Below are 18,335 nucleotides of genomic sequence, written 5' to 3' on the forward strand. Positions count from 1 at the left end.
AGGGATGGTCCCCGCTCACTCGATGATCATAAGGACTTCGCCGAACTCCACCGGCTGGGCGTCGGAGACCAGGATCTCCGTCACCGTGCCGCCCCGCGGGGCCTTGATGGGGTTCATGACCTTCATCGCCTCGATGATGAGGACGGTCTGGCCGGCCTTCACCGTGTCGCCGACGCGGACGAAGGCCGTGGCGCCGGGTTCGGGCGCCGTGTAGGCGGTGCCGACCATGGGCGAGGTGACCGCGCCCGGATGGCTGGCCGGCTTGCCCGCCGGGGCCGCCGCGACGGGGGCCGGGGCGGCGACCGCCACCGGCGCGTGGACGGCGACCGCTTGCGTGGCGGTCGGGCGGGTGACGCGGATCCGCTTCTCGCCCTCGGCGAACTCGATCTCGCTCAAGCCCGTCTCACGCAGGAGATCCGCCAGCTTGCGGACCAGATCGCCGTCGATGTCGAAGCTCGCCATGGTGTTCGTGATTCCCGTAGTTCCTTAGTCGCGTTCGAGGATATTCGCCACGGCGTCCAGCGCCAGCAGATACCCGTGCGGGCCGAAGCCGCAGATCATCCCCTTGGCCACCGCCGAAATGTGCGAGTGGTGGCGGATGGCCTCACGCTTGTAGATGTTGGAAAGATGCACCTCGACGACCGGCAGCTCGGACAGGATCAGCGCGTCCATGATGGCGACGGAGGTGTGGCTGTAGGCGCCCGCGTTGATGACGATGCCGTCATGCTCCGTGCGCGCCTGCTGGATCCAGGAAACAAGCTCGCCCTCGTGGTTCGACTGCCGGAAATCGACGACCAGCCCCAGCTGTTCGGCGCGTTCCTGGCAGGCCGCTTCCAGGTCGTCGAGCGTCAACGAACCGTAGATGTGCGGTTCGCGCACGCCCAGCATGTTCAGGTTGGGTCCGTTGAGGACCAGAACCGACGCGTCGATGGCCACGGGCCACGCCCCTTTTCCAGATCAAGACGCGCGTTTATAGCACTTTGCGCCGTACAGGCAATGGCGCATGGCCCCAGGTAGGACCATTTACCGGAGCAAAGCAGCCCTGCCCGCGCGCCCGGTTACCGAACCAGGGCTGCATGGCGTTTGACGATTTCGTCGAAGGCGCCGCTGTCCTTCAGCTTCTGCAAGCCGGTGTTGAAGGCGGCCAGCACCGCCGGGGCCTCCGGGTTGGCTTTCGACACGATCAGATGCTGCGCGACCTGCGCGAAGGGCCGTGCGGCGATGCGGATCTCGTTCGCCGCCCCGGCCCTGGCGATGGCGGCTTGCCCCGTGTGCTCGTCGATGACGAAGGCGTCCACCCGGCCGGACGCCACCATCCGCACGCAAGCCGGCAGGTCCGCCGGGCTTTCGCGCGTCACCTCCCCCGCCTGGGCCATGGCGTGCAGCTCCGGCGGCAGCGCGTAGCCGACCGGCGCGCAGACCGCACGCGCCTTGAAGTCCTCGGGCGACTGGAACTCCATGGAGCTTTGGGTGGAGATGTAGACGAGCTGCCGCACCACCAGCAGCGGGTCGGAGAACAGGGCGTCCTCCTCCCGTTCCGGCGTGCGCACATAGGGGAATGTGCCCAGGAACTTGCCGGCGACCACGCCGTCGTAGCCGCGCTTCCACGGCACGAAGCGGACATCGTAGTCGAGGTTCATTGCCTTGAAGGCGCGCAGCACCACTTCGGTCAGCATGCCGCCCTGGGGCAGATCCTCGCCGGTGAAGGGCGCGTAGTCGTGGCCGGTGACAAGGTCGAGCGTGGACTCGATCACCGCCGCGCGCGCGGTGCCAGCCCCAGAAGACACGATAAGAGCAGACAGGATAAGGTTCGGTAGCGCCGCCAAGGCCAGAAGCATCCGCCTGCCGAGCATGCTCGCCTTTCCTTCCCTCGAACCCTTAGCGTTCGCAACCCTGACGCGACATGTAGCGGGACGATTCGGAACTGTAAAGAGGTTCCGGCTCCAACTCAATTCCCCCAAATCCTTGCCAAAAGAAGGGGTTCGCTGGGCCCGTCGACGCGGCGATCACAAGGCGGCGATCATTCCGCGGCGGCTGGCGCCTTGTCCGCCGCCCTGGCGCGCTTACCCGCCGGGTCGGTGTAAAGGTCGTTGATGCGCTGGACATGCTCGGCCAGCGCCTCGCGGATGCCGAAGATCCGCTTCTTGGCGCGCGAATTCCAGCCGGCCGGCCGCTTGCGGAAGATCGAGCGGAAGAAGCGCGTGTTGCGCAGGAAGGCTTGGCGCAGGTTCAGGTCCACGTCGCCGAACCGCTCCGGCAGCACCTTCGACACCCGCCGCGCGGCAAAGGCGCGGATCCAGAAATGCCCGGCGAAGAACAAACCGCTCACCAGCACCGACGCCGCCAGCGCCCGCACCGGCAGCCCGCCGGCAGGCGCCTCGGTCAGCCAGCCGAGGAAGGCCGGCACCGTCTCCGTCCCGACCAGCGAGGCGATGCCGGCGAACAGCCCGGCCAGCAGCCCCGCCCACAGCAGGTCGCCGACCAGCACCAGCCGGCGCCAGCGCCGCATGGCCGCGCGCAGCAGCGGCACGACCTCGCCGCTCAGCTCCTTCACGAGGCTGTCGATCATGCCGACGATGCGGTAGGCACGCGCCACCTCCACCTCGGCGATGCGGCTGTGGATTTCCGCCAGATCGGCGTCGCGCCGCGCCTGATAACGGCCGCGCACGGCGTCGTCCTCGATGGCGACCGCCGACTTGTCGTCGTAGATGGCGTAGAAGCGCCCGGACACCAGACCGGCCTGCGCGATGGCCCGCTGCCACGCGCCGAACACGGCCTCCAGATTGTCCTCCTTCGCGGTCGTATCGACCTGATTCAGAATATAGAGCACCTTGCGGGCGTCGGCGCGGTCCACCGTCTTCGCCACCAGATGCTTGAGCGTGTCCTGCATCGCCCCCGGTTCGGGGTGGCGGGCGTCGAAGAAGACCAGCACGAGGTCCGACAGCTCGACGATGTGGTCGACCAGCCGCAGGATGGAGCGGCGCTGGTCGTCGGCGTCGAAGCCCGGCGAGTCGATGAAGATCTTGCCCCGCGCCCGGTCGCCGCCCAGCGTCTTCAGTTGCAGGTAGTTGTCGATGCGCTTGCCCTCGCCGGCCGCGACCTTCTCGATCTCGTCGGCGATGCGGTAGAAGGGAAAGCGCGGATCGGCGTTCAGCGCCGTGCCGGGCAGAGCCTCCCGCCGCGTCTCCGGCCCGTGGCAGATGACCGTGAACTTGTCGTCCACCGCCTGATTGCCGGTGTTCTGCAACGGCGCGCCCAGATAGCCGTTCAGGAAGGTGGACTTGCCCGCCGAGAAGGTGCCGAGCACCGCGATCATCGGCCACCAGGGAATGCGCGTGGTCAGCGACTCGTGCGGCCCCAGCAGGCCCAGCCGGACCAGCACCCGGTCGAAGTTCCGGAAGGTCGGAATGACCGGCAGGATGTTCGGGTTTTCCGCGCGCAGATGCGCGTCCAAGGCCGCGAGGCGCTGCTGGAGGGCTTGCCTGGGGGTCATGGCCGGCGGGGTCCCGTGTCTGTGAAAGGGCGTGCGTAACGGGGGCACTGTCTAGCACGAGCCAACGCCCGGAGGGGGAGCGAAATCGCCGTGACGAAGCCACCCGACCGTTCTAGTGTCCGAACGACGCCGCCCCACGAGCAAGGAGCCGAACCGGTGGGCCACGGATCGCACGCGCACGATCACCCGCACGACCATTCTCATGACCATCACGGGGATGACAAACACGATCACGGCCATGGCCATGGCCACGGGCATGGGCATGGGCATGGGCATGGGCACGATCATGCCCACGGCCACTCCCACGCCGTGGCGGTGACCGCCGACAGCGAACGCCGCATGCTGCTGGTCCTGCTGCTGACCGCCTCCATCATGGTGGCGGAGGTGGTGGGCGGCATCCTGTCCGGCTCGCTGGCCCTGCTGGCCGACGCCGGGCACATGCTGACCGACGCGGCGGCGCTGGCGCTGGCGTGGCTGGCCTTCCGGCTGGGGCGGCGACCCTCGGACCAAAGGCGCAGCTTCGGCTATCACCGGCTCCAGGTTCTGGCCGCCTTCGTCAACGGGATCAGCCTGTTCGCCCTGTCCGGCTGGATTCTGTACGAGGCGGCGGAGCGGCTGATGCAGCCGCAGCCCGTCATGGGCGGCACCATGATGGCCGTGGCGACGCTGGGCGCCATCGGCAACGTCGTGGGCTTCGTCATCCTGCACCGGGGCGACCGCGAGAACCTGAACGTGCGCGGCGCAATGTTGCATGTGATGGGCGACCTGCTGGGGTCGGTCGCGGCCATCGCGGCGGCGGGCATCATCCTGGCGACCGGCTGGACGCCCATCGACCCGCTCCTGTCGGCGCTGGTGGCGCTGCTGATCCTGCGCGGCGCCTGGACCGTGGTGCGGCAGAGCATGCACATCCTGGTCGAGGGCACGCCGTCGGACATCGACCTGGACATCCTGCGCCGCACGCTGCGCGACGCCGCGCCGGACGTGACCGACATCCACCACGTCCATGTCTGGTCCCTGACCACCGAGCGCACGCTGCTGACCATGCACGCCGTCGTGCGGCAGGACGCCGACCGCGACGCCGTGCTGGGGGTTCTGCTGGAAACGCTGCGCCAGCGGTTCGGCATTGGCCACGCGACGGTGCAGATCGAAACCGGCCCCTGCCCCGATGGGCGTCCTTGAGGGTTTGCCGCCTCCCGAACCGAAGCCCGGCCCCAACGGCATCGTCACGCTGACCGACGCCCGATTTTGGTAACTGGACCCGAGGGAGCCCTGGCGGTGTTTATCCGTCATGGCTCCCGACGATGACACGGACTTTCCCGAACCATCGGACGCCGTCCGCCTGACCGCCGAGGAACTGGCCTTCCTGCTCGGCGACCCCGACGCGCGGGCTAGGCAGGACGAGCGGAACGCCCGCGCCAACCGGGCGCGCACCGAACGGCGGCGCGCTGACCCGTCCTATGCCGAGCGGCTGCGCGCCGACGACCGCGAACGCCAGCGCCGCCGCCGCGCCAAGGCCGCCATCGGCCGCCCGGAACCGGAGCCGGCGCCCGCCGTCCCCCTGCCCGATCTGTCGGCGGAAGAGGCCGCGCAACGGCTGGAGGAGCATCTCCGCACCGCCGGCACGCCGCAGGCCGCCCAGTTGCGGAACCGACCCGACGCGCTGCGCCGCTGCGTCGAGGGGTTCGTCGTCTATCGGACCCTGGCCGCCAACGGTGAGCGGCCGACGCGCGGGGCCATCGCCGCCGCCTTCCGGGCGCGCTTCGGCGTCGCCCTCACCCCGTCGCAGATCCAGAAGCTGCGCGACCACATCGAAGGCTTCGCCCACCCCGGCGGGCCTTGGCATGTCAACCGTGGGCCTATCAGCCAGGGGCATGTCCGCTGAGACGCGCGGGCGATCAAGCCCGATACACCCCGTCACGCAACCGGCGCAAATTCCGAATATCTGAGCACCGAACCATGTTTAACGACCCCTTAAGATGTTGGTTAACGATCCATTAAGATGAATGACGCCCCGACCGGGGCACACCTCCCTGGGCAGGCCGCTGCGTGACGGGGTGTATCGGCCTCTACAAATCCGTTGCCGATCCCGGCGCGCTTCCGCCGGGCGCTCCCGGTGCTGGCGGCGTGCCGGGAGCCGTTTCGGGAGGTGGCGGAGGCGGGCGGTTCCGGTCGAGCCGGCGGATGATGATGTCCCCTTCCGGCGTCACCTCCGGCGGAGCGAACAGCGGCACCTGCCGCACCCACCCTTCCAGGGCCTTCATCAGAAGATCGAGCCCCTGCCGCGCCTGCTCCCCCGGCGTCATCGGGGCGGGAGTCGCCGAAGGTGGCGACCCCGGCGTGTCGGCCGCATGAGCCGGCTCGGCCCACAGCAAACCGGCGGTGAAAAGGGTGATGAGCGCGCGCGCTGCCATGATTCCGTTCCGACCTTGCCCACATCCTATCTGGTGACGAGGCCCGCAAAACAAAAAGCCCCTTTCCACGGGGAAAGGGGCTTCTCGTCGGTCAGCGTTCACCAGTCAGCGGGGTTCCCGCTCAGAACTCCTTCCAGTCGTCCTCGTCGGCCGAGGCGCGCTGGAGCGTGCCGCCGACCGCCGCCTTGACCGGGGCGGGCTTGGCTGCTGCGCGGACTGCCGGCTTGGCCGCGGGGCGCGTGACCGGCTTGGTCGGGGCGATGGTGCGATGGAAGGCCGGCTGGGCCGAGGCCGCCGCGACGGCCGACATGACCGCCGCCTGATCCAGCTTGAAGAAGCTGACCAGCGCGCGCAGGTCGGTCGCCTGGTTGGCGAGCGACTGGGCGGCGGCGGTGGTTTCCTCGACCAGGGCGGCATTCTTCTGGGTCATCTCGTCCATCTGGGCAACGGTCGAGTTGATCTCGTCCAGGGCGGAGGCCTGCTCGCTGCTGGCCGACGCCATCTCGGCGATCAGGCTGGCGACCTGCTGGACGCCGGAGACGATGCCCTCCAGCGCGTCGCCGGCCTTCTTGACCAGTTCCACGCCGTCCTTCACCTGACTGTCGCTGTCGAGGATCAGGCCCTTGATCTCCTTCGACGCCTGGGCGGAGCGTTGCGCCAGCTGACGCACCTCCTGCGCCACCACGGCGAAGCCACGCCCGGCATCGCCCGCCCGCGCCGCTTCCACCGCCGCGTTCAGCGCCAGCAGGTTGGTCTGGAAGGCGATCTCGTCGATCACGCCGATGATGTCGGTGATCTTGCGGCTGGCGTCCTCAATGCGCTTCATCGCGTCGATGGCCGAATTCGCCACGCCGCCGCCGGATTCGGCGGAGTTGCGGGCATCGGTCGCCATGTGATTGGCGCGCTGGGCATTGTCGGCGTTGGAGCGCACGGTGGCGCCCAGCTCTTCCATGCTCGCCGCCGTCTCCTCCAGGCTCGACGCCTGCTGCTCGGTCCGCTCGGCGAGGTCGCTGGAGCCCAGCGAGACTTCCGACGCGGCCGAGGAGATGGCGTCGGTGGCCCGCAGGATCTGCCCGACGATCTCCGAGAGCTTGGCGGAGGTGGCGTTGACGTCGGTCTTCAGCTTCTGGAAGGCGCCCTGGTAATCGCGCTCGACGCGCTTGTTCAGGTCGCCCTGAGCCAGCGCGCTCAGCACCGCGCCCAGATCGTCGATGACCGCCTCCACCGTGTCGGTCAGGCGGTTGATGCCCTCCGACATGGTCTTGTAGAAGCCGTCCTTGCCGGCCAGATCGAGGCGGCGCGACAGGTCGCCCTTGGACACGCCGTCGATCAGCGCGGCGATCTCCTCGCCGATGGCCTTCTCGCGGGCGCGCTGGGCCTCGTCGGCGCGGCGCTCGGCTTCCAGCCGCTCGCGCTCGGCCTCGTCCATGCGCTTCTTCTGGATTGCGTTGTCCTTGAACACCTCCACCGCCTTGGCCATCCGGCCGATCTCGTCCCGGTTGGCCAGGGCCGGGATGGTCACGGTCAGGTCGCCCTCGGCCAGCTTGGTCATCGTCCCGGTCATGTCCAGAACCGGACGGACAATCGAGCGCGCCACGGCCCACGCCAGCAGCAGACCGACGGCGATCGCGATGCCGGCGATGGTCATGTTGGCGGTCAGGGTGCGGTCCATGCTGCCTTCGGTCGAGGACAGCACATCCTCGCGGTCCTTCGTCTCGATGGACACGGTGCGGTCGGACAGCTCGGCGAACTCGGCACCCATCGCCCCCATCTTCTCGACCAGCTTGGCGCTGTCGACGACCACGGCGGCGGTCTGCTGGAAGATCTCGACGTAGCGGTCGGACAGCTGGTCGGCTTCCTGCGCTATGCGCTTGCGCGCCGGGCTGTTCAGCCTGTTGGCGACGTCGCGGATCGCCTCATTGAAGGCGTCGTTGCGCGTTGAAACCTCGGCGGCGGCCTTCTCGCTGGGGCTGGAGAAGAAACGCAAGGCGGCCATGCGGGCCAGCAGCAGCTTCTCCTGGGCGAGGCCGGCCAGCGCCGCCCCTTCCATGTCGCCGTCCGCCATGGCTCCGGTGACCAGCTGCGACATGGTCTCGCGCGCCTTCTCGCCGGCCGGGACGAGCTGTTCGTCGTACAGGCGGTCACGGCGCTGGCGCAGTTCGACGATCTTGCCGAAGTCGACGACATAGGCATCGAACAGCTGGTTCATGCGCTCCAGGTTGGCGCGGCGCTCACCCGTCGTCCCCTCCAGCGCGGCGCGCAGCTGCTTGCCCATGCTGGCCTGCACCTTGCGCACCTGCTCGGCGACCTTGGGGTCTCCGGAGACGGTGTAGTTGTAGGCCAGCCGGCGCATCTGCGCCACGTTGCCGTCGATGTCGATGACCTGGATCGAATGATTGCTCACGGCGGCGTAGGACTGGAAGCCATCGCGCGCCGCGCCCAGACCGCGCACGCCGACGGCAACGACCACCACGAGCAGGAGCAGCACCGCCACGAACCCGAAGTAAATACGGGTCCCGACCTTGAAGCGCCCCGCCAGACTGCTTGCCTGCATGGAACTGATCCTTTGACTGCGACCCGGTGGCGAACCGACCGCCACCGGTGAACCCCGCGCGCGCCGCCCCGGATACGGCCTTGAAAGGCCACTCCGAGCGTCCGCTGGCGCGAGGTGCGTAAAATGCCAGATATCAGGATTTGATTAGCAAAGGGTTTCCACACGGTTACCGCCCCGAAGAAATGACCGCACTTTGCAATTAAAGTGCAGCACTCCCCGGCCGCCCTTTCCGTTCCTTCCAGCGAGGCCGCACACCTCGTCCAGAGTCGCGCCAAATGGTTTCTGGGCAACAGGACGGGTGAACAGCCCCGGCCCTTTCACAACTCGCGACTACCCGTCTCGACATCCATCGCATTCGGCAAATCAACAATCACTAGTCGCGAACCATACTGGGCTATGACATTTAAGAAACGCTCGCCGTCCAATAATTTCAAAGTTTTCACTTGATTGCACCGAAGGGATGTGTGAACATAGTCCTGTTTGATAGACAGACTAAACAATTAGCGCCAAAGAATTGGAGTGCCGGGTCATGAAAGAACCTTCGGCGCGCAAAAGAGGGCGGCGCGGATCGCCCGAATCCTGGTCAGTCGATGCGCATGTGGGTCAACGCGTTCGCATGCGGCGGACCTTGCTGGGAATGAGCCAGGAAAAATTGGGCGAGTCCATCGGCCTGACGTTTCAGCAGGTTCAGAAGTACGAACGCGGGTCGAACAGGATTTCCGCCGGCACGCTTTACCGTTTGGGACAAGTGCTCGACGTTCCGATCAGTTTTTTCTTTGACTCATATGACGATCCTCATAGCGCTTCGCACCAGGCACGCAATGAGGATTCCGACACGACGGCCGAGAGCATCATCAGCCGGCGGGAGGCCCGCCTGCTCCGCCTGTGGCGCGCCGCTCCGGCCCATGTGGCGGACGAACTGCTGTCCCTGCTCGGCAGCCTTTCCCCCGACCTGCGGGAGGCGCAGGACGGCGTCCAGGACGCCCCTCAGGGCACCATTGGGGACGATGCCCACACGCCTCCAACCGCGACCAACGACGCGCCCGCCGGGCGTTCCGCCGCATCCCGCGAGTCGTCCAGCCGGTCGAAAAGTAAATCCGCCAACAAGACGCGGCGGCGCCACGGCGCCGTCTGGGACCCGGCGGACATCTACCGCGCCGCAAAGGCCCCGCCCCCGACACGCTGATGTGCGGCCGACAATCCAGATGCGACAGGCTCAAATGCGAAAAGCCCCTCACCCGGCGGTGAGGGGCTTTCCTTATACCACTCGGTAGGACTTAGAACCGCAGGATCGCGGCGGTCGAAGCACCGGAGGGCAAGTCGCCCTTATCCACCACATGCACTTCGCCGCCGCGCATCAACGTCTCCGTGGTGGCGTGCTCGACGAGGTCGATGGACCCATCGGTCGGCCGGTGGTGCGGGAAGGCACGGTGATAGTCTTCCCGGTAATGACCCCAGACCTTGTCGTTTCCAGCCACCAGCAGGACGCCGACGCGGCCTTCGCGGGCGGCGACCATGACTTCGTCGGTGCGGGTCGTCGTCCGCTCGGCGGTGGTCCGGTCGCCGGCCAGCGCGTTGAAATGCTCCAGCGCCGCCCGCCGGGCCTGCTCGAACATCGGCTTGACGACCTCATAGGCGCGCCGGTGCAACTCTTCCGGCTCCAGCGCGTCGGGGTTGGCGAAGACGCCCTGCTCGATCAGCGCGCGCGGGTGCGTGTCCTTGCGGACATGGCCCTGGATTTCGCTCTCGGCGATCAGCACCAGCGGGCCGTGGAAAACCTTCAGGTGGTCCTGCACCCTGGCGCAGACCCGCCCGATGTAGGAGATGAGGTGCGCCTTGCGCAGTTCCTCCGGATCCTCGCCGAAATTGTGCGTCTTCACCATGGAGACGCCACCCCGGTCGGTGCGGTCGCCGTGGCGGGCCGGCGGGGCGGAATGCAGGTTGTTTTCGTCGTAGTCGGTCTCGGCGTGGATTTCCGCCACGCCGTGCGGCAGGTCCACGTCCTCCTCGGCAAGGCCATGGCGGGTCGCCGAGAACAGACGCGCCCGGCCGGCGGTGATGGTCAGGATCATGAAGTTGCCGTCGCCCGCCAGCAGCGGCAGCAAGGGCCGCAGCGTGAAGCGGGAGTTGACGGTCACCTCCTCCGGCAGTTCCATCGGGACCCGGTAAATCTGGCACATCCCCTTTGCCAGGAAGATCGCCAGCCCTTTGTCCTGATGGCGCCAGAACTCGCCCTGGTCGAGCAGGGCGGCGACCGGCTTCATGAAGGTTTCGGCGTCCGGCCGCCGCATGCCGTGCTTCTCGACCAGCTGGTCCTGCACCTTGGCCATGAGGTTCCGGAGCCGGATCACGTCCTGGCGGATTTCGCGCCCGGCGATGTGGGTGGGCATGAAAATGGACACCGCCGGAGCGGCATCGACGGCCAAAAGCCGTTCGAGATCGTCTTTCTTGAACATCGCCTTCCCCGCGCTTGTGCGTTGGAGCCTGTCGGCAGCAACCGAAGCGTCGGGGGATGGTTCCTATCCCCTACCGTCAGGTCAGGAAGGGGTTGAGAGACAAGACTTACCAGCTCCGGACCGGGCCCACGTCGATGTGGACGAAGCCGCTGCGCGGGTAGTAGCCGACGCCGCCCGCCCCCAGCCCCTTCGCCGCCTCGGCGATGGCCTTCAGGTTGACGTCGGGCAGCATCACGTCCACGGCCATGCCGCGGGTGTGATAGCTTTCCTTCGCGACGCCGCGTGACCGGCGGCGGGCCATGGCGTTGGTGCGGCGGGACCGGAAGCCGCAGACGACCCGGAACGGCTCATCGCTGTCCAGCGCTTGGTGCACGCGGGCGAGCGCGTCGAACAGGCGCGGATCGAACCGGCAGACCTGCTTGGCGCGATGGTCGCGCAGCAGAACGTCCAGCCGCTTCAGCGCGTCGGCCTTGTAGTTGCCGTCGGCCCAATAGACGCCGTCGAAATGCTCGTTGGTGTTGATGTTGTGGAGGGCGATACGGCGGACGCCGCCGACCAGGGGAGCGGCCTGGACCGGAGCCCCGGTTACCAGGGCGGGTGCCGCGAAGGTCGTCAGAGCCGCGGCGGCAAAGGTCAGAAACCCACGGCGCCCAATCTCCGGCGCCTTGCGATCGTCATCCCCCAAAAGCATCCTCACCCCTTAATGCATTTGGTGTTCGAAACGAACCGGCCTCCTTCGCCGGCTGGTCCCTACCGCTGGTTTGGATGACCCCAAAATATTGTGGTCATACCCAGCAACTATCCGTATAGGGGAGGGTCAGATCATAATCAACCCGATTTTGCCCAAAAAGGTCACAAACCTGTCGGACCCGCATAGGCCGCGCCTATCCGGCTCGGCCGGGCCGATTCGGCAGGAAGGTCACACCTGCGTCCCGAAAGAGGGATCCGACTCACGTCGCCTCGCCAGCGCGGACTTGGGTGTATAAATTAAGAGTGGACATTCGGCGAACCGGGATCGGGCACGGATCCCGGCAAGTGAGGACGGCACGATGCGCGCAACTGAGATGTTTCCCGCAAAGCGGACCTTCGCCGCGCTGGTGCTGGCGGTTTCCGTCATTGCCGGAGCGGCCTCGGCCCGCGCCGCCTCCTATCGCGACACGCTGACCGGCTGGGCCGACCGGCTGGACACCGTCGCGGCGGAGTTGGAGTCCACCCCCGACCAGCCGATCACCCGCATCGGTTCCGGCGCCACCCTGAAGAAGGGCATGAGCGGGGAACGCGTCGGGCTGCTGACGCAGCGTCTGATCGAACTCGGCCACCTGTCCGCCGACCAGCGGACCGAGTTTTTCGACGCGACGGTGGACACCGCCGTGCGCGCCTTCCAACAGGCCCAGGGGATGAAGATCGACGGGCTGGTCGGCGGCGGCACGCGCGTCGCGCTCGACCGCTCGCCGAGGGAGGCCGCCGCGCAGATGCGCCGCAGCGCCACCGCCATGCGCGAGTTCCGCGACACGGAGCCCGACACCGTCCTGCTGGTGAACCTGCCGAGCCAGACCACCACGCTGGTGCGCGACGGGGAGGAGGCGTTGACCATGCGCGCCATCGTCGGCCGGCCGTCGCGCGAGACGCCGCTGCTGCGCGACCGGATCACCCACATCATCGTCAACCCGACCTGGACTGTGCCGCCGACCGTGCTGAAGGAGGACAAGCTGCCGATGCTGCGCGCCAAGGGCACGCCGGGCATCGAGCACGCGGCGGTCTATCTCGACGGGGAACAGGTGGAGCCGGGGACGGTCGATTGGAACAGCGTGTCGCCGGGCCGCGTGCGCATCGTGCAGCAGCCGGGCGACCACAACGCGCTTGGCCGCTTCCGCTTCAACCTGACCAACCCCTACAACATCTATCTGCACGGCACCAACGAGCCGCGCCTGTTCGACCGCGAGATCCGCACCATCAGCTCCGGCTGCGTGCGCCTTCAGGACGCCCGCCACATGGCCGAGGTGCTGTTGGCCGACGTGAACATCGCGCCGGACCGCCTCGACCGCATGCTGAACAAGCCGGAGCCGCAATGGGTGAAGCTGGCCCGCCCGGTGCCGGTGCGCTTCGTCTACTGGACCGCGACGGTCGAGGACGGCGGACAAATTGGTGATGGGCAAACTGGCGGGAGCCGCATCCGCCTGCACCCGGACGTCTACGACCTGATCGACGAGACCACGCCGGTACCCGACCAGACCACAGCCCAGCGGGCGTAAGCAACGCTCCCCAGAAAGCCCCCCTCCGTGAAGGAGGGGGGCTTTTTCATTACGACGCGTGCAGTTCCGTGTCGGAACCCGCCGCGCGCCAGACCTTCGAGGCGGTCGGGCCGGTGTCGCCGGTGGTCTCGACGTACTTCACCGGGTCGCCGGTCTGCAGCTCCTCCATGTCCACGTTGATGCAGCTGTTGCGATGGAAGTACAGCTGCGTGCCCGTGTTGGTCGTGATGAAGCCGTGGTCCTCGTTGGGGTAGAGCTGGGACACGCGGCCCGGCTGCTCCGGCTCGTGCGTCTTCACGTCACGGCGCAGCTTGTCCTTGTATTCCTTCAGCTGGCGCTCGGCGGCCTCGAAGGCATCGCGGATCGAGGTGCGGGCGTCCGGGTTGGCGTAGCGCTCCTTTGCCTTGTGCGGCTTGCGGCTGACCACGATGTCCTGGCCGGGAACCATCAGCTCGATGTGCACGTCGTAGACGTTGCCGGTTTTGTGCTGGCGGTGCTGGTGTTCCACCGCCACCCGCATGCCGACCAGCCGGTCGAACAGCTTCTCCAGCTTCTCCGCGCGCTCGCGGATGTAGGTCTCCAGCTCCGGCTGGGTTTCCATGTTGTGGAAGGCGATTTCCAGGTTCGTGTCCATCGCTGGTTCCTCTTGTTCTGTCAGGCGCGGGAAGGGCGCGGGCGGTCGTCGGAGCGGGGGCCGGCCTCGTCCGGCCGCTCGGGCCAGGGGTCGCGGTCGCCGGCGCCGGGAATCTGGAACTCCTCGCCCTGGTCGGCGATGCCGGGCATTTCGCCCTGGCTGGCCATGCTCAGCGCCGGTTCGACCGGCTCCGTACGGGTGGCCGTGTCGTCGGGACCGCGCGCCGGGTTCGGCACCAGCGTGTCCCGATAGTTGTCCTCGATGGCGATCTCCTCGCTGGCGAGCTTCCAGTGATCGTCGGCGCGGCCCTCCGGCCGGCCCTCGCGCTCCCAGATTTGGTGGGCGCGCTGGCGAATCCGGCTGTCCAGATCCTTCGCCGAATCCTGTCCGAAATCCTCGGCCATCCGGGTTCTCTCCTTGTCATGGTGCGCTTTCGCGGATGTGCGACGGGGGGTGCGGCAACCTTAACCGGATGGCCCCTGCCTTGGTTCCGCAACCGGTGGCACACGCCAGTTGCGACATTTCACAAGCCTGTCAGCAGTTTGCTTGCAAAGCTCTCCATACGGCGGCAAACATTTGAATCGTTCGATCCGGTAATGATCGGTGAGTGCGAGTGGTGGAAGTCACACATTATGGAGGTTGAGGTGCGGAGGTCCGGTCGGCGCTTCAGCGTGCGTTCGCGGCTGTTCGGAGAGGCCGCTGCCCTGCCCGCTTCCACCCCGCGGGCAGAGACCGCTGCCGAGTTGCGACTGCGACGCGTTCACAAGGCGGCTGTGGTGGCGCTCGCCACGCTGGCCGAGCACAAGGATCCCTTCGCCGCCCAGCACATCATGCGCGTCTCGCGCCTGACCGACGAGATCGCGCGGGTGCTGCAATCCGGCCCCTACCGCGATCAGGTCAGCGCCCGTTTCCGCGAGGATCTGCGCGTCGCCAGCATGCTGCACGACGTCGGCAAGGTGACCATCCCGGACGGCATCTTGCAGAAGCCCGGCCGCCTCGACCCGGACGAGCGGGCGGCCATGCAGAAGCACAGCCACAACGGCCGCACCATCCTGTCCCGCGCGGCCCGCCTGTCGGAGGCCGGCGGCTATCTGGCGCTGGGGGCGGAAATCGCCGGCCATCACCACGAGAAGTTCGACGGATCCGGCTATCCCTATGGCTTGTCGGGAACGGCCATTCCCCTGTCGGCCCGCATCGTCGCCGTGGCCGACGTGTTCGACGCGCTGACCCACCGCCGCTCCTACAAGGACGCCTGGCCGGCGGAAGAGGCCACGGCCTACGTCCGCGACCGCGCCGGCAGCGAGTTCGACCCGGTGGTGGTGGACGCCTTCCTGGCGGTGATGGAGGCGCGCGCCGCCGTCACCATCATCCAGTGGACCGAGGCCATGAGCGTCGGCGTCGAGGATCTGGACAACGACCACCGGGTGCTGATCGACCTGATGAACCAGCTGGCCGGGGCCGACTCCCGGCAGGACCGCATCAACCTGGAAGCGGTTCTGGACGAGCTGGTGGACTACACGGTCTTCCACTTCGAAAAGGAAGAAGGCTATCTGGAGCGCGCCGGCTATCCCGCCCTGGCAGGCCACCGCCGCCTGCACGCCCAATTGACCGAGCAGGTCTTCGCCATCCGCCGCAAGCTGGTCTCCTCCGCCCAGTCCGAACTGGGGGACGAGGTTCTGGCCTTCCTCAGCAACTGGCTTCAGGAACACATCCTCAAGACCGACGCGCTCTACACCCCCCACCTCGTTCCGGCAACGCCCGGCGGGAAACCGTAACGCGCGATTCTCCAAAGGATGGATGCCGTTTGAATTAATACCAACGCGGTGGTATTGCACGTGGACGGATGATCGGTCCCGCGAGTCTTGGCCGGGCCAACAGACGGGACACACGATCTTGAGCGAACCGCTTCCACCCGCTGGCAGGTCCGACGCACCTCGCTCACCCGGTTTTCACCGCATCGCATCCGCCGTTTCCGCCTTGGCGCTTCTGGGCTCCATCGCGCTGGCACCCTCGGCGCGGGCGGCGGGCGACGTATCGCTGCTGCAACTCGGCCTCTTCCAGAAGGAGGGCGAAGCCAACTGGGCGTGGCAGAAATTTCAGCGCGGTCAGCCCAAGCTGGCGGACGGGCTGACGCCGAAAGTCATCCCGCTCGACCCCAAGCGGCAGGGCAGCGGCGTGGCCCTGCGCGCGACGGCGCCCGCCGGGATCGATGTCCGGGCGCTGTGCCGCCGCATGGTCGGCGCCGGCTTCGGCTGCCTCGTGCTGGAAGAAGCGGCGGCGCCGAAACCGGAATCCCCCGCCGTTCCCGCGATGGCGGCGCCAGCCCCCGCCCCGGTGCCGGCGCCCGCTCCAATACCCGCTTCTATCGCGGCGCTGCCGCCCCCGGCATCGCCCGTCCCCGTCACGCCGCCACCGGAAGCCGTCACCTACAGCGAGGAAGACGCCCGGACGATGACCGACATCGAGAAGGTCGGGCGCCGCAAGGGCCGGCTTGGCGCGGTAATCCCGGACACGCCCTTCGACGTGATGCCGGCGACGCTGAAGCGGGAGAACTGGAACCTCTGCGCGCTCACCTTCGACGACGGCCCGCACCGGGTGGTGACGCGGCAGATTCTCGACGTGCTGAACCGCGAGAAGATCCGCGCCACCTACTTCCCCGTGGCCAAGGTCGCCGCCAACCAGGGCGACGTGATCCGCGACTTCCTCGCCGCCGGGCATGAGATCGGCAACCACAGCCTGAGCCATTCCGATCTGCGCGCCCTGCCGCCGGACTCCCAGCGCTTCGAGATCGCGGAATCTAACCGCATCCTGCGTAGCTTAGGGGCCAACCCGGTGCTGTTCCGCCCGCCCTACGGGCGCTACACGCTGGACCTTCTGGCCATCGCCCGCGAAGAGAAGATGGCGCCCGTGCTGTGGACCGTGGACACCCGCGACTGGCAGTCGCGCGATCCCGACAAGATCGTGCAGCACGTCAAGACGGCGGCCGGAACGGGCAGCGTGCTGCTGCTGCACTCCACCTACCCGTCGACGCTGAACGCTCTGCCCCGCGTGATCGACGAGATGCGTGCCAAGGGCTGCGAGTTCGTCACCCTGTCGGAATGGATCGAGCGGATGCGCCTGCTGGCCCACCCGCATCTGGTCAACGCCAGCGAGCCGATGCTGAACGCCAGCGCCCCGGTCCCGACGACCCGCAACTGACGGGGCGGAACCGAAGGGGCGGAACGGGCGGTTACCGTCCGGTCTTCTGCTTGCGGTTCTGGGCGTATTTGCGGATGGTGGCCTCGATCTCCGGGGCCAGCATGTTCCATTCGCCGACCAGCTTGCCGTCCTTGATCTCGTTGACGCCGATGGTCGCCGGGAAGGTGAACTTCCCGCAGTCGTCGTCCACCCGGACGGTGATCCGGGCGGTCTGCCCCTTGATCAGCGAATCGTCGAACTTCGTTGCGACGAAACCCTTGGTGGTGAGGGCGGCCAGCGGGAAGCTCTTGCTGTCCACCTCGATGAAGCTGCCGCTGGTGACCTTGCGGCGTGCGGGCGCGGCCGGCTTCTTCTTTTCGAACACCGTGATCTTCAGAAAATCGAAGACGCCCATTCTCAAGCTCCCGCTGCCATGCCGCCCGCCCTTCGGACGCGCGATTTAAGCGCGGAGCACCCTTAAGGGGCAACCACTTCCGTGAGATCGAATGTCGCGGCGTCAGTCCCCGGCCCGCGTCCAGGCGGCGTGCGCGCGTTTGGCGCATAGAACGGCGAAGGGCAGCAGGATGACCAGCACGGCGCCCATGCCGACCAGCGCGGACAGCGTTCCGGCCGGGTCGGACAGCGTCAGACGGGAGGCCAGATCAACCATCAGGTGAAGAATCAGCGCGGTCAATGCGGTCGCCGAAAAGGCGGGAGACGCGTAGGACGGCAGGCGGACTTTCCGCGCCCGGCTCACGCCGACCGGCTTCACCCAGCGGCGCCGACGCGCGCGGGATGAGGTTTCGAAGGCTTCCGGCCCAAAGACATCCAGCATGGGCATTCCCCTGTCGCCGCACCCTTTGTCACCGTCTTGCCGCCCTAATGCGCCGGGGGCGAGCAACCACCACTATAACGGTGAAACGCCGCAATGCCTCGCATCTGAAGTATTTACCCCCATCGACCGGCCCGGCAACCAAAGGTCATGGCGAAAAGGGAGGATCACACCTCCGACGTAGCTCTCCACAGAGTCTGTGGATAACTATGTTGACAAGGATGCGCATACTCCGATTCGCCACAGGCGCCACAAGGCCCTCACCCGGTTTGCCTGAATTTTGGGCAAAACAGCCAAGCCTTTGAAATTGCAGAACAATATCGCAAGAGGCCGACCCGAACCCGTCCGTACGTGTCAACCGGAATTTCGCCGACCACCTCCTGCGTCACGATTTCGCGGAGGTCTGTGCCCTGTTGACAACTGAATGTTCGGCGTCCCCGCAAGGGGCACCCCCTATGTCTTTTGTACAGATCGAGGTAAGCCCTTCCCTGAGGGCGGCCGAAGCCTTGCAGCCGGCAAGAACAGG

At 67.2% G+C, this 18,335-nt stretch carries 17 protein-coding genes and 1 pseudogene; 6 read left to right on the top strand and 12 right to left on the bottom strand.

Features of this window, described 5'->3' with window-relative positions; translation table 11 throughout:
* Window positions 1-15: 15 nt before the first annotated feature.
* From accB to J2852_RS02350, 4 genes are all read right to left on the bottom strand, one after another.
* Window positions 16-462, bottom strand: a complete 447-nt coding sequence (gene accB, locus J2852_RS02335) for an acetyl-CoA carboxylase biotin carboxyl carrier protein (protein ID WP_209870268.1) — start codon at window positions 460-462, stop codon at window positions 16-18.
* Between the two features lie 24 nt (window positions 463-486).
* On the bottom strand, window positions 487-936 hold the full coding sequence (aroQ, locus tag J2852_RS02340) for a type II 3-dehydroquinate dehydratase (RefSeq protein WP_209870271.1): 450 nt from the start codon (window positions 934-936) through the stop codon (window positions 487-489).
* Between the two features lie 122 nt (window positions 937-1,058).
* Window positions 1,059-1,853, bottom strand: coding sequence for a substrate-binding periplasmic protein (locus tag J2852_RS02345; RefSeq protein ID WP_209870274.1), 795 nt, complete (start codon window positions 1,851-1,853; stop codon window positions 1,059-1,061).
* Between the two features lie 167 nt (window positions 1,854-2,020).
* Entirely contained in the window at window positions 2,021-3,493 is a 1,473-nt protein-coding gene (locus J2852_RS02350) for a dynamin family protein (RefSeq protein WP_209870277.1), read from the bottom strand.
* Window positions 3,494-3,802: 309 nt separating this feature from the next.
* Here J2852_RS02350 and J2852_RS02355 point away from each other — a divergent pair, with 309 nt between their 5' ends.
* Both J2852_RS02355 and J2852_RS02360 read left to right on the top strand, forming a co-directional pair.
* Window positions 3,803-4,672, top strand: coding sequence for a cation diffusion facilitator family transporter (locus J2852_RS02355; protein WP_343206665.1), 870 nt, complete (start codon window positions 3,803-3,805; stop codon window positions 4,670-4,672).
* A gap of 109 nt (window positions 4,673-4,781) precedes the next feature.
* Entirely contained in the window at window positions 4,782-5,375 is a 594-nt protein-coding gene (locus tag J2852_RS02360) for a hypothetical protein (RefSeq protein WP_209870280.1), read from the top strand.
* Window positions 5,376-5,559: 184 nt separating this feature from the next.
* On the opposite strand, the gene J2852_RS02365 is transcribed toward J2852_RS02360, so the two are convergent.
* Window positions 5,560-5,904 (bottom strand): hypothetical protein, encoded by a 345-nt coding sequence (locus tag J2852_RS02365; protein ID WP_209870283.1) that lies wholly within the window; start codon window positions 5,902-5,904, stop codon window positions 5,560-5,562.
* A 121-nt stretch (window positions 5,905-6,025) separates the two neighbouring features.
* The gene (locus tag J2852_RS02370; RefSeq protein WP_209870286.1) at window positions 6,026-8,458 is read right to left on the bottom strand and encodes a methyl-accepting chemotaxis protein; all 2,433 of its coding nucleotides are present in this window, start codon (window positions 8,456-8,458) and stop codon (window positions 6,026-6,028) included.
* A gap of 529 nt (window positions 8,459-8,987) precedes the next feature.
* Between J2852_RS02370 and J2852_RS31380 the strand changes: the two are divergent.
* A pseudogene (locus J2852_RS31380) lies at window positions 8,988-9,246 on the top strand (helix-turn-helix domain-containing protein); the annotation flags it as partial.
* Between the two features lie 489 nt (window positions 9,247-9,735).
* Here J2852_RS31380 and J2852_RS02380 read toward each other — a convergent pair.
* Window positions 9,736-10,914, bottom strand: coding sequence for a baeRF3 domain-containing protein (locus J2852_RS02380; RefSeq protein WP_209870292.1), 1,179 nt, complete (start codon window positions 10,912-10,914; stop codon window positions 9,736-9,738).
* A gap of 106 nt (window positions 10,915-11,020) precedes the next feature.
* The gene (gene mepK, locus J2852_RS02385) at window positions 11,021-11,605 is read right to left on the bottom strand and encodes a peptidoglycan L,D-endopeptidase MepK (protein WP_209870294.1); all 585 of its coding nucleotides are present in this window, start codon (window positions 11,603-11,605) and stop codon (window positions 11,021-11,023) included.
* A gap of 358 nt (window positions 11,606-11,963) precedes the next feature.
* On the opposite strand from mepK, the gene J2852_RS02390 reads away from it, so the two are divergent.
* Window positions 11,964-13,166 carry a L,D-transpeptidase family protein gene (locus J2852_RS02390; RefSeq protein ID WP_209870297.1) on the top strand — a complete coding sequence of 401 codons (1,203 nt, stop codon included), beginning with the start codon at window positions 11,964-11,966 and terminating at the stop codon, window positions 13,164-13,166.
* A 49-nt stretch (window positions 13,167-13,215) separates the two neighbouring features.
* Here the strand turns inward: J2852_RS02390 and J2852_RS02395 are convergent, their stop codons facing one another.
* Both J2852_RS02395 and J2852_RS02400 read right to left on the bottom strand, forming a co-directional pair.
* Window positions 13,216-13,800 (bottom strand): HPF/RaiA family ribosome-associated protein, encoded by a 585-nt coding sequence (locus J2852_RS02395; protein ID WP_209870300.1) that lies wholly within the window; start codon window positions 13,798-13,800, stop codon window positions 13,216-13,218.
* A gap of 20 nt (window positions 13,801-13,820) precedes the next feature.
* Complete coding sequence (locus tag J2852_RS02400) at window positions 13,821-14,204, bottom strand: DUF2934 domain-containing protein (protein ID WP_209870302.1); 384 nt, start codon at window positions 14,202-14,204, stop codon at window positions 13,821-13,823.
* Window positions 14,205-14,543: 339 nt separating this feature from the next.
* On the opposite strand from J2852_RS02400, the gene J2852_RS02405 reads away from it, so the two are divergent.
* Both J2852_RS02405 and J2852_RS02410 read left to right on the top strand, forming a co-directional pair.
* On the top strand, window positions 14,544-15,575 hold the full coding sequence (locus J2852_RS02405; RefSeq protein ID WP_209870305.1) for a bacteriohemerythrin: 1,032 nt from the start codon (window positions 14,544-14,546) through the stop codon (window positions 15,573-15,575).
* A gap of 202 nt (window positions 15,576-15,777) precedes the next feature.
* The gene (locus J2852_RS02410; RefSeq protein WP_246499247.1) at window positions 15,778-16,998 is read left to right on the top strand and encodes a polysaccharide deacetylase family protein; all 1,221 of its coding nucleotides are present in this window, start codon (window positions 15,778-15,780) and stop codon (window positions 16,996-16,998) included.
* A 31-nt stretch (window positions 16,999-17,029) separates the two neighbouring features.
* Here J2852_RS02410 and J2852_RS02415 read toward each other — a convergent pair whose 3' ends face one another.
* Together J2852_RS02415 and J2852_RS02420 are read right to left on the bottom strand one after the other, a co-directional pair.
* On the bottom strand, window positions 17,030-17,392 hold the full coding sequence (locus J2852_RS02415; protein WP_209870311.1) for a hypothetical protein: 363 nt from the start codon (window positions 17,390-17,392) through the stop codon (window positions 17,030-17,032).
* Window positions 17,393-17,494: 102 nt separating this feature from the next.
* On the bottom strand, window positions 17,495-17,812 hold the full coding sequence (locus tag J2852_RS02420; RefSeq protein ID WP_209870313.1) for a hypothetical protein: 318 nt from the start codon (window positions 17,810-17,812) through the stop codon (window positions 17,495-17,497).
* Window positions 17,813-18,335 lie beyond the last annotated feature (523 nt).

Origin of the sequence: Azospirillum soli, from assembly GCF_017876165.1 — a bacterium.
Taxonomy (GTDB): domain Bacteria; phylum Pseudomonadota; class Alphaproteobacteria; order Azospirillales; family Azospirillaceae; genus Azospirillum; species Azospirillum soli.